The 15028-nt window shown below is 66.0% G+C and carries 10 protein-coding genes and 2 pseudogenes; 6 read left to right on the top strand and 6 right to left on the bottom strand.

Translation table 11 applies throughout. The features are described 5' to 3' along the window. Positions 1–341 precede the first annotated feature (341 nt). The gene (locus tag XCSCFBP4642_RS0105325) at positions 342–1346 is read right to left on the bottom strand and encodes a hypothetical protein (protein ID WP_029218882.1); all 1005 of its coding nucleotides are present in this window, start codon (positions 1344–1346) and stop codon (positions 342–344) included. Between the two features lie 365 nt (positions 1347–1711). Next, positions 1712–2464 carry a DNA-formamidopyrimidine glycosylase family protein gene (locus XCSCFBP4642_RS0105320; protein WP_029218881.1) on the bottom strand — a complete coding sequence of 251 codons (753 nt, stop codon included), beginning with the start codon at positions 2462–2464 and terminating at the stop codon, positions 1712–1714. 104 nt (positions 2465–2568) lie between these two features. Here XCSCFBP4642_RS0105320 and XCSCFBP4642_RS0105315 point away from each other — a divergent pair, with 104 nt between their 5' ends. From XCSCFBP4642_RS0105315 to XCSCFBP4642_RS0105305, 3 genes and pseudogenes are all read left to right on the top strand, one after another. Next, positions 2569–3333, top strand: a complete 765-nt coding sequence (locus tag XCSCFBP4642_RS0105315; RefSeq protein WP_029218880.1) for a DUF72 domain-containing protein — start codon at positions 2569–2571, stop codon at positions 3331–3333. A 421-nt stretch (positions 3334–3754) separates the two neighbouring features. Continuing rightward, positions 3755–5422 (top strand): annotated as a pseudogene (gene treA, locus XCSCFBP4642_RS24175) (alpha,alpha-trehalase TreA); the annotation flags it as partial. Positions 5423–6256: 834 nt separating this feature from the next. Continuing rightward, the gene (locus XCSCFBP4642_RS0105305; protein WP_029218878.1) at positions 6257–6952 is read left to right on the top strand and encodes an AIM24 family protein; all 696 of its coding nucleotides are present in this window, start codon (positions 6257–6259) and stop codon (positions 6950–6952) included. Positions 6953–7529: 577 nt separating this feature from the next. Here the strand turns inward: XCSCFBP4642_RS0105305 and XCSCFBP4642_RS0105300 are convergent. Next, positions 7530–8441 carry a CorA family divalent cation transporter gene (locus XCSCFBP4642_RS0105300; RefSeq protein ID WP_029218877.1) on the bottom strand — a complete coding sequence of 304 codons (912 nt, stop codon included), beginning with the start codon at positions 8439–8441 and terminating at the stop codon, positions 7530–7532. A 187-nt stretch (positions 8442–8628) separates the two neighbouring features. Next, positions 8629–10005: a D-serine/D-alanine/glycine transporter gene (gene cycA, locus XCSCFBP4642_RS0105295; RefSeq protein ID WP_029218876.1), complete on the bottom strand. Its 1377-nt coding sequence runs from the start codon at positions 10003–10005 to the stop codon at positions 8629–8631. Between the two features lie 598 nt (positions 10006–10603). Between cycA and XCSCFBP4642_RS0105290 the strand changes: the two are divergent. Beyond that, a pseudogene (locus XCSCFBP4642_RS0105290) lies at positions 10604–11362 on the top strand (hypothetical protein); the annotation flags it as partial. A gap of 11 nt (positions 11363–11373) precedes the next feature. Here the strand turns inward: XCSCFBP4642_RS0105290 and XCSCFBP4642_RS26525 are convergent. Continuing rightward, entirely contained in the window at positions 11374–11583 is a 210-nt protein-coding gene (locus XCSCFBP4642_RS26525; RefSeq protein WP_084624415.1) for a hypothetical protein, read from the bottom strand. A gap of 347 nt (positions 11584–11930) precedes the next feature. Between XCSCFBP4642_RS26525 and XCSCFBP4642_RS0105285 the strand changes: the two genes are divergently transcribed. Beyond that, positions 11931–12698, top strand: coding sequence for a transporter substrate-binding domain-containing protein (locus tag XCSCFBP4642_RS0105285; RefSeq protein WP_029218874.1), 768 nt, complete (start codon positions 11931–11933; stop codon positions 12696–12698). A gap of 98 nt (positions 12699–12796) precedes the next feature. Here the strand turns inward: XCSCFBP4642_RS0105285 and XCSCFBP4642_RS0105280 are convergent, their stop codons facing one another. Then, entirely contained in the window at positions 12797–13672 is an 876-nt protein-coding gene (locus XCSCFBP4642_RS0105280; RefSeq protein WP_029218873.1) for a DMT family transporter, read from the bottom strand. A gap of 423 nt (positions 13673–14095) precedes the next feature. On the opposite strand from XCSCFBP4642_RS0105280, the gene XCSCFBP4642_RS0105275 reads away from it, so the two are divergent. Next, complete coding sequence (locus tag XCSCFBP4642_RS0105275) at positions 14096–15007, top strand: class I SAM-dependent methyltransferase (RefSeq protein ID WP_029218872.1); 912 nt, start codon at positions 14096–14098, stop codon at positions 15005–15007. Positions 15008–15028: the final 21 nt, after the last annotated feature.

The following is a 15028-nucleotide window of genomic DNA, read 5'->3' as shown; positions in this document are numbered from 1 at the left end:
CCCTCACCGCAACCCCGCTCCCGACGGGAGAGGGGCTTTATGCGCGGCGAAGGCCGCAGGGAGCAAGTGCATTAGCTGAAACGGCAGGCACACCCAGGCGCAGCGTTGCGGCAGCTGGCATTGCTTCAGGCGCCGCAAGACCAAAGCCTCTCTCCCGCCGGGGCGAGAAGGCACGGCTTATACGCCATTGGCGCGTGTGCCTTGGAGCGCCCGTGCCGCAAGCGCGGGCCGGGGCGCGGAGCGGGGGTTGCGGTGAGGGTACGGCAACCACCTTGCACCCCAATCTCGCGCCGACTGACGGACTCTCCCATCGCCACGGTCACCAGCCGCCGCCGCGCCACTCACCCCACCGCGCACTGCTTCAGTTGCCGGTCCGCGTACCACAGCGCGCGGCGCGCCATGTCGTAGGCGCTGTCGGCCTGGCGCGGCAGCAACTGCGCGGCCATCACCGGATCGGCGCCGTTGTTCAGTGCGCGCTCGGCACGCTCCAGATCCGACAGATGCGTGCGCACCGGCGACAGCAGCGAGGTGCGCCGGCCTGCATCGCAGCGTGCGCTGCGTTGTTCCAGCGCAACCAGCGCCTCGCGGATGCGGCGACTGGCTTCGCCCTTGAGATCGGGCAGGCGTTCGTGCGCGATCGGGGCAGCCTTGTAGGCATCGCCGGTCGCCTCGCTGCCCAGATCGGCCTGGTTGCCGGCCAGTGCGGGATTGAAGCGCACATCCGGCGGCGGCCGCGCCGTGGCCACCTGCGTCTGCGGTCCGTTGAGCATGTCGTTGAACTTCTTCATGCCGCGATCCATTTCCTGCATCGCCACATCGCCCAATGTGCCGTCGCTCTTCCAGTCCTTGGAAAAGCGCGTTTCCTTGTACTGCACCGGGTTGACCCGCTCCATCACGCTGCGTGCCTTCGCTTGTGCGCGCTCGTCGGTCATGCCGGGCGGCACCGCAGCGCCTTGCGCCAGCGGATCCAGGCGGGTGTCCGGCGGCAGGCGCAGGCGGCCCTCGCGGGTGTACAGCTGGGCCGCCATCGCATCGTTGGCCAGTGCATTGGCTGCTGCCACCTGGCGCTGCGGCGGTGGGGTGCGTGTGGGCGGCGGCGCAGCACGTGCGGTCGATGCGGCAGCGGCGTTCGGCTGTCGCTCGACCTGCGTTGGCGGCACGAGCGCAGCCGGCTGCGTGAGCGGCTGGCGTGGCAGGAAATACACCTGCAGGCTTTCGTCGGGGCGCACCGACCGACGCGGGGCCGGCATGTACAACAACAGGCAGGCAAGGAAAAACAGGATGGCGCCCGTGCATGCGGCCGCAGCCATATGCGGGACAAGCGCTTCCTTCCTGCGGGTAATCACAATGCGGGAGACCGGTGAGATGGGAGGGTCGGCAATCGCACCTGCAGTCACGGTGCCAAGCGCGCAAATCTAGCGGGCCCGGCGTTCGCGCGCGTTCGAAATTCGTTGTCCGGCCAATCGGCCCCAGCCGCCATTCACATTGGACGCGCCAGCCACTACCGTGGCACCGCCGCCAGCCACGACATTCAGGCAGAGCCCTGTGCAACTGCGACTGCCCGTGTGCACCTCCCCTGTGCATCTGTTGAACGCCGCCTCTTGAGCACCGAATCGAATGCGGTGAACACTCGATTGGTGCGGGCACTCAACGTCCGCATCAGGCCAGCGGCACCGGAGCGGCTACCAACCGGATCGCAGGCCTGCTGTCCTTACGCGCCGTCAGGCAGATACAACCGCTGACAGAGCTCGCAGAAAAACGCCCGCCTGCCGGCCTGGCCCAAGTGCTTGCGATACTGCAGTGGCGCGCCATCGCGCGGACAGCTGGTCTTGGTATGCACCTGGAAGTGCTTCTTGAGCACGGCTGCCTTCTTCCACGTATAGAAATCGAAACTGTACTCGCGCGCCTGCGTGACCAGTTCGCCGAGTTTACGCGCCGGCAACGCACCCACCCGGCTTTCCGGATGCACGCCAATCCGATGCAGGACCTCGTTCTTGATGATGTTGCCAACCCCGGCAAAGATGTCCTGGTTCAACAAGGCATCGGCTGCGAGCATCGCAGGCGCCGCGCGCAGTTTGCGGCGCGCCTGCGCTGCGTCCCAGTGGGGGTTCATGACATCCGCGCTCCAGTCGTAGACCGTGTCCAGCGGACGTTCGATGAATTGCACAGAGCACGCATAGAAATTCAATCGCTCGCCCCTGGAGAACTCAAGCCGCAAGCGCGGCACGGCGTTGGGCTTGTCTTCGTTGATGCGATAGCTGCCAAACAACAGGAAGTGGATGCGCACGCTGACGTGCGCGCATTCGAACAGCAGATGCTTGCCCCAACTGCGCACGGCCAGCACCTTGTGGTGTTGCAGGCGCGCGATGTCCAACTTGCTGTTGCCGGAAACACGCAGCATCTTGCGGCCCACAAAACGGGCGGCTTCTTCGCGCAGGATGAGCAGTGAGGGGCCTTCGGGCATGCCCCAGTATCAAAGCGCCGCGTGAGTCGGTCGTGAGTGCTGCGCACACGCAATCCTGACGGGGGCACCGGCATACCGTGGTGTCAGCCAACGCCATCAACGCCATGCCTGCTCGCGCTTCCCCCGCAAATGGATGCCTTCGGTGTGGCTGCGCAGGCTGGTCGATTCCCGCTGCCGAGCGTGCCGCCTTCGCCGCAGGCGCCAACGTGCTGCAGCGTTACGCCACCCGCTTCAACGCGGTGGAGATCAACTCCTCGTTCCATCGCCCGCACCGCCGCGACACCTATGCGCGCTGGGCCGACACCGTGCCCGAGGACTTTCGGTTCTCGGTCAAGATGCCACGCAGCATTAGCCACGATGCGCGGCTGCACGCTGCCGGACCCTTGCTGGATGCCTTCCTCGCGCAGGCCGGTGCGCTGGGCGCACGCCTGGGCTGCCTGCTCCTGCAATTGCCGCCCAGTGCGGCATTCGACGCGCGCGTGGCGGCGGCCTTCTTCGCCATGCTGCGGCGGCGCTGGGATGGCAGTGTGGTCTGCGAACCGCGCCACGCCAGCTGGTTCACACCGCAGGCGCAAGCGGTGATGACGCGTCACCGCATCGCACGTGCCGCCGCCGACCCTGCGCCGCATCCGTCCGCGGTCGCACCGGACCCCACCACCGGCCCGTCCTACTGGCGTTGGCATGGGAGCCCGCGCGTCTACTACAGCGGCTACGACGCGCCTGCCTTGGCCGCGCTGGCGGCAGCCGTCCGCGGCGCGGCGCAGGCCGGTCACGACCGCTGGGTGATCTTCGACAACACCGCCGCCGGCGCGGCCGTACCCAATGCCTTGCGGCTGCGGACCCTGCTGGAAATCGAAGAGGTCGGTTGACGCGCCTCACTCCGCCCGTCGGCCATTGCCGTTGCATTGCCGGGCCGCGCAGGTGCCTGCCAGGGCGGCTATGCCAGCGGATTGGCAGGCGCGCTCGGTCCCGATGCGTGCCGGCAATCGTGTCGCTCTGTCGCGTCTGCCGGCGCCTGTGTCGACGGGCGCACCTTTGCGCCAGGCAAGCAGCGCTCTGGCGCATTTCTTGCAGCATTGCCGACAATCCAGGCGACACCGCGCTGCTCAAGCTGCTCCGATCCGCGCCGATACGCCAGGATTGGCGCACGTTGCGTCGGCGCGCCGGATCACCTGACTGAATCCTGTTGTCCCCACGCGAAGCCTGCCGGCGTTCCGGCACCCCGCGCGGTCCCGTCCGCCACTTCGGTCGTTTACCATGCCACACGCCACTGCCCGTTCTGGAGATGCCATGAGTTCTGCCGCGCCCCCGTGTTGCACGTCGCTGCTCGGCCTGTCGCTGAGCATGTTCGTCGCGCCGTGCACGCTGACTGCCGCGCCGCTGGAGACTCCGGTCGTCACTGCGCCCGCGTCCACGCCGCCCACGCCGGACCTGGCCTATCCCGAACTGTTCCAGGCGGTGCAGAGCGCAGAACTGTTCGAGGACCAGAAGCATTTCGTCGACTTCCTGCCGCTGCGCGACCCGGCACTGATCAATACCGACTATCTGGCGCAGCACGACCACCCCGGCTTCGACCTGCGCCGCTTCGTGGACGCCAACTTCGAAGAATCCCCGCCGGTGCAGACCGACGTGATCCGCCAGGACACCGCGCTGCGCGAGCACATCGACCTGCTGTGGCCCAAGCTGGTGCGCAGCCAGACCCAGGTGCCGGCACACAGCAGCCTGCTGGCGCTGCCGCACCCCTATGTGGTGCCGGGCGGGCGATTCCGCGAGGTGTACTACTGGGACTCCTACTTCACCATGCTGGGCCTGGTGAAGAGCGGCGAGACCACGCTCAGCCGCCAGATGCTGGACAACTTCGCCTACCTGATCGACAGCTACGGGCATATCCCCAACGGCAATCGCACCTACTACCTGAGCCGCTCGCAGCCGCCGTTTTTCTCCTACATGGTGGAACTTCAGGCCGGCGTGGAAGGCGAGGCGGTCTACCAACGCTACCTGCCGCAGCTGCAAAAGGAATACGCTTACTGGATGCAGGGCAGCGAGAGTCTCACGCCCGGCGAGGCCGCGCGCCACGTGGTGCGCCTGCCCGACGGCAGCGTGCTCAACCGCTACTGGGACGAACGCGATACGCCACGCCCGGAAGCCTGGCTGCACGACACCCGCACCGCCGCCGAAGTGAAAGACCGCCCGGCTGCCGAGGTCTACCGCGACCTGCGCGCCGGTGCCGAAAGTGGCTGGGATTATTCCAGCAGGTGGCTGGCCGATGGGCAGAACCTGCGCACCATCCGCACCACCGCCATCGTTCCCATCGACCTCAACAGCCTGCTCTACCACCTCGAACGCACCCTGGCCCAGGCCTGCGCGCAACCCGGCGCGGACTGCGCGCAGGACTACGCCGCACTGGCGCAGCAGCGCAAGCAGGCCATCGATGCGCACCTGTGGAATGCGGCCGGCTATTACGCCGACTACGACTGGCAAACCAAGACCTTGAGCAACCAGGTCACGGCCGCCGCGCTGTATCCGCTGTTCACCGGCCTGGCCTCGGACGCACACGCCAAACGCACCGCCACCACCGTGCGTGCGCGCCTGCTGCGTCCCGGGGGCCTTGCCACCACCGCGCTGAAGACCGGCCAGCAATGGGACGAGCCCAATGGCTGGGCGCCGCTGCAGTGGGTGGCCGTGGACGGCCTGCGCCGGTATGGCGAAGACGCACTGGCCCGCACCATCGGCGAACGCTTTCTCAGCCAGGTGCAGGCGCTGTTCGCGCGCGAGCACAAGCTGGTGGAAAAATACGGCCTGGAAGCCGATGCGGCCGGCGGCGGCGGTGGCGAATATGCCTTGCAGGACGGCTTCGGCTGGACCAACGGCGTCACCCTGATGCTGTTGAACCTGTATCCGGGCAAGTACCCGGCCGCAAACCTCAAGCGCGTGCGCAAGCCCGAGCCGGCAGCGCGCTGCCCCTGCGCATGCTGCCGGGCACTGCTCGGCAGCGCTGGCGGCATTGCATCCCTGCCCACCCGGCCCATGCATGCCGCCCTGCCCGGCATGGATCACCGTGCCGCCCCCGTTGCGCATGTCCACACCGGCACGATCCAGATAGGTCTTCACCCAGCCCGGCACGCTGCCGAAGATCGCACCTGCGTTACTGAATCTGCTGCGATCGGTGCTGGACAACGCCAACGGTGGAATAGATGTAATAGCGCCCATCGCCGAGGTTGCGCATCGCCGGATCGTGCACGATGGTGTCGTCGGTCACTACGCCTGGGCCGGTGGCTGCCCACGCCACCGCGCCATCCACACCAGGTACCGCAACCGCTGCTGCGCACAGCAGTGCAAGCGTACCCACACGCAAAGCGCCTGCAGCGCGCATCGGTTCCCATCGATTGCCGCGACCTACGCGCGTCGCTTCTCTCCTTCGGTTCTCAAAGATCCCCTGCCACCGCAATCTGATCCGGTAACGTCTACTTGAACCCGACGCCGTTCGCACAAGCGTGCAGGGTGCCGGGATGCGTGGCGACGTGCACAGTAGCGATGGATCGTGAGCGCGGATGGCCACCGACACATCGCGAATCGTTCGATAGCAGCGCGGCGTTACGCACCTGCAGACGCCACGTTGCGTAACGACAGCGCGCGATCTGTGCTATCGCATCGATGTGCCTGTTGCTACTCCACTACCAAGCGCAGTTCGCGTCGGGAGTTCGCCAGGCGCTGCGCAATACGTAAGCGGCTTCTCACCACGGCGCCGACCTGCGCGTATCATGCGCACTCTTTCACTCCAGGATGCAACGCATGGCCGTACGCACCCTCAACGAATTTCTTGCCCACTCCAAGGAAAAGGACGTCAGCCCCGATCCCTTCGAGCTGGAAAACCCGCATCTGCTGGAAGTGCGCCTCAACGGCATGGTGTGGTCCAAGGCCGGCGCCATGGTCGCGCGCACCGGCAACGTCAAGTTCACTCGCGAAGGCCTGCTGGAACAGGGCCTGGGCAATCTGCTGAAAAAAGCTGTCAGCGGCGAAGGCATGCAGCTGATGAAGGCCGAAGGCCAGGGCCGCGTGTATCTGGCCGATGTCGGCAAGCTGGTCACGCTGCTGCGCTTGAATGGCGAGTCGATCTTCGTCAACGGCAATGACGTGCTGGCGTTCGAATCCGGCATCGAGCACAAGATCACCATGATGCGCAAAGTGGCGGGCATGCTCTCCGGTGGCCTGTTCAACGTGCGCCTGAGCGGCCACGGCATCGTGGCGATCACCTCGCACTACGAGCCGTTGACCCTGCCGGTCACCGCCGACAGCGGCCCGGTGTTCACCGACCCCAATGCCACCGTGGCCTGGTCGGGCACGCTGACCCCCGAGCTGGTCACCGATGTGTCGCTCGGTACGTTGTTCGGCCGCGGCTCGGGTGAGAGCCTGCAGATGCGCTTTGCCGGCGAAGGCTGGGTGGTGGTGCAGCCATACGAAGAAGCCAGTTTCCAGGCCAAGGGCTGATCCGGGCTCCTACAACGGGCAAACACGTCCAAGCGCAGCTCGGCCACACATCCGACAACACCTGCCCGTAGAAGCGCACCGGGGCGCGACTGGGCTTTATCGGGAATGCCCCCTCGCGCTCGGGCGCGCTCCTACAACAGGCAAACACGTCCAAGCGCGGCTCGGCGACACTCCCGACAACGCCTGCCCGTAGAAGCGCACCGAGGCGCGACTGGGCTTTAACGGGAATGCCCCCTCGCGCTCGGGCGCGCTCCTACAACAGGCAAACACGTCCAAGCGCAGCTCGGCGACACTCCCGACAACACCTGCCCGTAGGAGCGCACCGGGGCGCGACTGGGCTTTATCGGGAATGCCCCCTCGCGCTCGGGCGCGCTCCTACAACAGGCAAACACGTCCAAGCGCAGCTCGGCGACACTCCCGACAACACCTGCCCGTAGGAGCGCACCGGGGCGCGACGGGTTTTACCGCTAACGCCTCATCGCGCCCAGGTGCGCCCCTGCGGTGTGTGTGCAGGCAGTCCGTACGGTGTAAACATGGAGTGCAAGCAGCCCGGATGCGCGCTCGGTCACTGCACGCATCACACCCATCCCCGCTTGCGGAACCACGCCAGCGGCACCACCACGCTCAGAGCGATGATCCCCAGCGCCCAGAAGTAGGCATCGTGCCATTTCAGTTCAGGCATGTAGGCGAAGTTCATGCCCCAGATGCCGACCAGCACGGTGGGCGGAATGCCGACCACCGACGCCACCGCCATCACCTTCATCACGTTGTTCTGGTCCATGTTGATCATGCCTAGCACGCTGTCGAGCAGGAACTCGATGCGGTCGTCCATGTGCTGCTGGAATTCGCTCAGGGTGGTCAGGTCCTTGTGCAGCAAGCCGATGCGTTTGGCCGCATCGGCACCGAACCAGTCCGGCGCGGCGCCGTCCAGATAGGTGACCAGGCGCAGCAGGCCTTGCCCGGCATTGTGCAGCCCGCCCAGACGCCGTCCCATGCCTCCGACCTGATGCAGCATGCGCTCCAGGTCCTTGGTTTTGTGCGGGTTGTCGAACACCTGCCGGGTGGTGTCGGTGACCTCGGCTTCCAGCGACTCCAGCCGGTCTGCCAGGCGCCCCACCAACTGGTCGAAGATGCGCAACAGCAGATCGTCGGCGCAATGGCAGGGCTCATGCGCAAGACGCGCGGCCACCGCGTCCAGCGAGCCCATGTGCTGCTCGCGCAGGGTCACCAGCATGGTCGGCGACAGCGCAAAGCCCAGCGGCGCAGTCGGGCCATCGTCGTCCTGAAAGCGCGGCACGTTGAGAAACAGCACCTCGTCCTGGCGCCGCACCCGGCTGGAAAATTCGATCTCGCCGATGGCTGCGCGATCCGGCAGCGCAAAGCCCACCTTGTCTGCGGCCAGCGCCAGTTCCTGCGCGCTGGCCTGGCACAGGTCGACCCAGCAGCCTTGTGTGTGCTGCGTTCCGGCAATCGGGTGCGTCGTGATCATGCGATGGGCCGTGGCGATGGATGGCGGCGAGCATCCCGTTCCATCCGGGCCGCGTCAACGTCGCGCGGATCGCGTGCTTAGCTGCCAGTGGCCTTTATCGCGGCGCCGTGCAGCCACAGACGCCAAGGCCCCGCAGTGCGGGGCCTTGATGAGGTCTTTCGCTGGATGTCTTCGCTGCTGCGAACGCTCAGCCGCTGCGCGTCTGCTGCCGCTTCACCGCATAGCCGATCGCCAGGATCAGGAACCACACCGGGCTGGCCAGCAGGGCCTGGCGCGTGTCGGCCTGCAAGGTCAGCAGCACGACGACGAAGGCGAAGAACGCCAGGCACACGTAGCACATCAACACGCCACCGGGCATCTTGAACGCCGAGGCCGCATGCTGCTCGGGCCGCTTGCGCCGGTACGCGATGTAGGCGCACAGGATCAGCGACCACACGAACATGAAGAGCACCGCCGACAAGGTGGTGACCAGCGTGAACGCAGTGACCAGGTTGGGGATCAGGTACACCAGCATCGCGCCCAGCAACAGGCACAGGCAGGAGAACAGCAGGCCGCGTGCCGGCACCGCCGCGCGCGAGAGCTTGGCAAATCCCTTGGGCGCATGCTGCTCCTCGGCCAGGCCGTAGAGCATGCGGCTGGTGGAGAAGATGCCGCTGTTGGCCGAAGACGTCGCCGAGGTCAGCACTACGAAATTGATCAGGCTCGCCGCGGCCGGCACCCCGGCCAGCACGAACAGCTCCACGAACGGGCTCTTGTCGGCCACCACCTGCCGCCACGGCGTGACCGCCATGATGGCGATCAGCGCCAGCACGTAGAAGATCAGGATCCGCACCGGAATCGAGTTGATCGCCTTGGGCAGATTGCGGCGCGGGTCGGCGGTTTCGGCGGCGGTGGTGCCCACCAGCTCGATGCCGACAAACGCGAACACCGCGATCTGGAAGCCGGCGAAGAATCCGCCGATGCCCATCGGGAACATGCCGCCGTCGTTCCACAGGTTCGCCAGCGAGGCCACATTGCCCGACGGCGAACGGAAACCCCACGCCACCAGCCCCGCACCGGTGATGATCAGCGCGCAAATGGCGATGATCTTGATCAGTGCAAACCAGAACTCCATCTCGCCGAACAGTTTCACCGTCACCAGATTCAATGCCAGCAGCAACAGCACACACGCAATCGCCGGAATCCACGGCGCCAGGCCGGGAAACCAGAACTGCGCGTAGGCCGCAATGGCGATCACGTCGGCGATGGCAGTGATGATCCAGCAGAACCAGTACGTCCACCCGCAGAAGAATCCGGCCCAGGGGCCGAGCAGATCGGTGGAGAAGTCGATGAACGACTTGTAGTCCAGGTTGGACAGCAGCAGCTCGCCCATCGCGCGCATCACGAAGAACAGCATCGCGCCGATGATCAGGTAGACGAACAGGATCGACGGCCCGGCCAGACTGATCGTCTTGCCCGAGCCCATGAACAAGCCGGTGCCGATCGCCCCACCAATCGCGATCAACTGCAGGTGGCGATTGGACAGGCTGCGTTGCAGATGATCGGGCGCGGACGGATCGGACATGGGCACGGCACCGGCAAGTGAACAAGCCGTCAAAAATACGAGATCGCGCCGGCTGGCACCAGGGGTTATGAAAAACGGGCGACGCGGGGCAGTTCGGCCAGTCGCGCTGCCCCGTCATGGTGCGCTGGGACGCGGGTCCAGCAAGCTGGCCCGCCATGCGCCGGCCAGAGGAGGCGACGCCGGTCCCGGCCGATCAGCGGACGATCAAGACCGGCGCCCTATGACCTCGAACCGATAGCACGCAACATTGTGTGCACCACCAGGCACTTCCAGGCCTGATGTGCGCGATGCGGCATGTCCCGGCGGGCGGTGAACAGCGGCACATCGGACCGCCCTGTGCTTGATTGCATCACAGCGGCGTGGCATCTCGCACAAACAGCAATCCCCATTCCAGCGCGGCCCCATACCTGTCGTCGCATACACACTCCCGCTCGCTTCCTTGACTCGGCGCACGAACCGCGGCAGGCAATCGCTGGTTACCTGCGCAGCCGTCACCCAGGAGACTTACATGCATCCACGCTCCCATCTGGTTCTCGCACTTGCGCTGCTGGCCCCGTCACCGCCTTGGCCGTGCAGGTCGACACGCGCGGGCAACTGATGGACGCGCAGGGCCAGCCGCTGCAGATCCGCGGAACGACCGCGCGCCGCTGCGGCGGTGCTTGCGGTGGCGCCGCGCTGGGTGGTGGGTGTCGGAGGTGTCGGCAGCAATACGGTGTGCAGCGCCACTGCACGCAAGGCCGCCGGCAGCGATCTGCAGCCGCTGGCATGCGTGCCGTTGCGCATCCCGACGCGCCAGCTGGTCTTGATGCCGAAACTGGCCGGTCCGGATCGCGACGCGGCGGAGGCGTTTGCAGCACCGGACTTTGCACAGGCGCTGCCTGCCGCCTGGCGGCGCGATTTCGGCACGTTTGCGGCCGATCATGCGGTGGTGCAGGTCAGTCTCGGCGGTGGCCTGGGCGATGGCGACCCCCGCGACCCGGAGTGGCAGGCCGCATTGAGCGGCTATCTGGCCAACAGCGGGCTGCGCAGCGCGTTCCTGGGCAGCTGGGACGTGGACAATGCCAACAACGGCGGGCTGCTTGCACCGGATGGCAACCCGCGGACAGACAAGCTGCAACTGCTGCGCCGGGCGTGGGGCATGACACCTGTGCGCAACCATGCCTCTCCGGTGGTGACGTTCGAAGTGAAACAGGGTAGCGCCTGGAAGAGCCTGCAGAAGATGGACGACAACCACTTCCTGGGCCAACGGCGGGGCAACCAGCCCTTGTCCATCCGCATCACCGATAGTCGTGGCAAGCGCGTGGTCGATACCAGCGTCTCGCTCCTGGCGGTTGCACGTGGCATCAGCCACTTATAGCACGCAACAAGCTACCCGCCTGCAAGACCTCCGCCAACACGCCCCGGCAGGGCGCTGTCATCATCCCTCTCGAGTTCGCCGACCTCCTCGCGCAGGCCGCCCTTTTGTGGCGGTCGCTCTTCCAGTGGGCCTTCGTCTTCGTTGGTGTCTGGATCTGGTGTGCCGTGCATCGCCATGGCGTGCGTGGATATCTGGCGAGCAATGCCTGGTGTGAGCTGCATGGTAACTCCGTGGGCGCGATGGGTAGGACCACGCTAGGCCGGCTGGCGCTATCCGGCTGTGAGCCGGCCAGCGTGCGCCGTAACCTCGTGTTGACAGGCCATCCGGATTGCAGCGCCCTCGGTGCGAGAGCCTGGCGTCTTCGTTCCTGACACCCAATGGCGCAATAGCAGCTGCAAACGACGTGGCCCAAGTCGCGACCAGATGCTGGTGCGCCAACGTTGCCACCGCCCCCCCAGGATGCACGAAGGCGATGGCCCTCGACTTGCGCCACTGCATCCGCGCCGATCTGCAAAGCTGTCGCATCCACCGGCATCGCTATCATGTGCACTCCTCTCGGAGCCATGCCATGCGCGCTCGCATCTTGATCGGAACACTGCTGACCTGCGGCATCGCGCACGCGGCTCCGCCAACCTCACGCCTGGATGCGGTGCTCGCCTCCGGTGTGTTACGCGTGTGCACCACCGGCGACTATCGTCCGTATTCGCTGCTGCGCGCCGACGGCACCTTCGAAGGCAGCGATATCGCGCTGGCGCAATCGCTGGCCAACGGCCTGGATGCACGGATCAGCTTCGTGCGCACCAGCTGGCCGCAGCTGTTGCCCGACCTGCTTGCCGACCGCTGCGAGATCGCCGTGGGCGGCATTTCGGTGACCTTGCAGCGGCAACGCCAGGCCAGCTTCAGTGCGGTGCTGGACGTGGACGGCAAGATCCCGCTGGTGCGCTGCGCCGACCAGGCCCGCTACCGCAGTGTCGCCCAGCTCAACCGCCCGGAGGTACGCGTGATCGAACCGCCTGGTGGCACCAACGAAGCCTTTGCACGGCGCGAGCTACCGCGCGCGCAACTACGCCTGTTCGCCGACAACACCACCATCTTTCAGGAGCTGGTGGAGCGGCGTGCCGATGTCATGATCACCGACGCCTCCGAAGCGCTCTACCAGCAGGCCAGGCTTCCCGGATTATGCGCCGTGGCTCCCGATCACCCGCTGGACTACAGCGAAAAGGCCTTCCTGCTCCCGCGCGACGACGCTGCATGGAAAGCCTATGTCGACCAGTGGCTGCACCTGAGCAAGGCCAGCGGCGAATATGCGCGGATTGTAGACGGGAATAGGGAATAGGGAATAGGGAATAGGGAATAGTAAGAGCATAGCCGCAGCACCACTGGCTCCACCGCTTTTGCCATTCCCGATTCCCGATTCCCCATTCCCGCGCCGCCTCAAACGATCTTGGTCCGCCGCCACCAGCGCGAGACCTGCTCCTCGCGAATCAGTGTGAACAGGCCTGCGCCCAGGATCAGTGCAATGCCCACGCCCATCGGCCAGTCCAGATGGTCGTGGAACAGCAGGTAGCCGAAGCCGATCGCCCACAGCATCTGGCTGTACTGGGTGGGCGCCACCACGCTGACCGGCGCCAGGCGCGTGGCGTACATCATGCAGATGGCAGCCAGGCCGGCGAGCAGGCCGTAGCCGGCCAGCAGGCCCCATTGGTACAGCGAGGGCCAGACGAAGCTCGGCAGCATCAGGATGGCGCCCATTACCAGCGGGCCAATGACGCCGGCGCCGTACAGCGTCAGGCGCTTTTCGCTATGCCCGGCCATGCGCAGGGCGATCACCGAGATGGCACCGACCAGGCCGCAGACGATTGCTGCCACATGGCCGTGGGTGAGATGCCGAAATCCTGGCCGCAGCACGATCAGCACGCCGATAAAGCCCACGATCACCGCCGTCCAGCGCCGCCAGCGCACTTCTTCCTTGAGGAAGACCACCGACAGCACGGTGACGAAGATCGGCATCAAGAAGATCAGCGCAAACGCTTCGGCCATCGGCAAGGTGGTGAAAGCGATCACCGAGGTGAGATTGCCAATGGCACCGGTGAGCGCGCGCAACAGCCACAGGGCTGGCTGCCTGGCCATGACCAGTTCGCGCAGCTGGTCGTCGGGCTTTTTCAGGAACGGCACCGCCAGCAGCATCAGCAAGGCGCCCAGAAACAGCACCTCGTACACAGGCAAGCTACCTTCCAGCAGCTTCACGAATGCATCGCTGATCGAATAGGCCGCATAGCAGGCAAACCCCAACAACACACCTTTCAGCATTGCCGACACTCCACGGTTGATGCCGATCCAGACCAGGCGTGGATGTGGGCGGCCCGAAGTATGCGACGGGACGGATGTCAGCGGAACCGCAGCGGCGGCATCGACAGGCCATCAGTGCCCGGGCTCGAGCGTGTGGCTCCATCCGCCGCACCCCGCTCCGGCGCCTGCAGGTCTGCCGCCGGCAGGCGAGATCGTGCCGTGCTGGCCGCAGGATTCAGCACAAACATCCTGCGGCATGCCTGCCTGTGCACGGCTTGCCCTGATCGCAACATCCACCAAATCACCCGGCAGCCCCTCGGCGCATGCCAGGCAAACGCCCGACATCGAAGCTGACGCCAGCAGTGCCCTGGTGCGTTCACCAGCACCACGCTCTGCTGATAGCCGCATCGACGACGGATGCCGTCGCGCAAGGGGTCGGTTACGATGCCAGTCCCTTTCACACAACGGCGTGCGCATGCGCGTCCGCCTCCAGACGTGCAAGCCGTGACCCATTACTCCGGACCGTTACTCACTCTCCCCGATGCCCAGGCGCTGCTGGCAGCGCGCTGCAGCGGTCTTGCCACGTGGACCGGCTCGCTGGATCTGGGCCGCAGCACCGACACTGCACAGCTGGATGCGCAGACCTGGCAGTGGCGCGGCCGCGGCTATCCGTATCCGGGCAAGCTCAAGGACCGCACGCTGTACTTCTGGGACAACGACGACTTTGCGCCGATCTCGCGATTCGGCGGTGCGTTGATCAAGTTGGTGCCCACCGAATGGGGCGCGCCCACCTTCGAGATCGATGGCATCAAGATGCTGCCGTCGGCACAGGTGTCGCCGTTCGAGGATGCGCGCCGCAAGGTGGCGCTGGTGAACCCGCGCGGCAAGATCGTGCTCGATACCTGCGGCGGCTTGGGCTACTTCGCGGCATGTTGCCTGGAAGATGGCGTGGCGCAGCTGCGTTCGTTCGAGAAGAACGCCGATGTGCTGTGGTTGCGCACGCTCAACCCGTGGTCGCCGGATCCGGATGCGGCAGCGGCCGGCGGACGCCTGCAGTTGCTCCATGCCGATGTCTCGCAACAGATCGCCATGCTTGCCGACGCCTCGGTAGACGCCGTCCTGCATGATCCGCCGCGCTTCGGCATCGCCGGCGAGCTGTATTCGCAGACCTTCTACGATCATCTGGCGCGTGTGCTGCGCCGTGGCGGGCGGCTGTTCCACTACACCGGTACGCCGAACAGGCTCACCAGCGGGCGCGATGTGCCCAACGAGGTGAGCAAGCGGCTTGCCAAGGCCGGCTTCAGCACCCAGCTCGCGCTCGATGGGGTGCTGGCCACCTTGCCCGGGCGCCGGTAACGCGCGGTGCGCGCTACGTGG

Origin of the sequence: Xanthomonas cassavae CFBP 4642 (assembly GCF_000454545.1) — a bacterium.
GTDB lineage: Bacteria > Pseudomonadota > Gammaproteobacteria > Xanthomonadales > Xanthomonadaceae > Xanthomonas > Xanthomonas cassavae.
The sequence above is the reverse complement of the archived record's forward strand: the minus strand, read 5'-3'. Positions and strand labels throughout refer to the sequence as shown.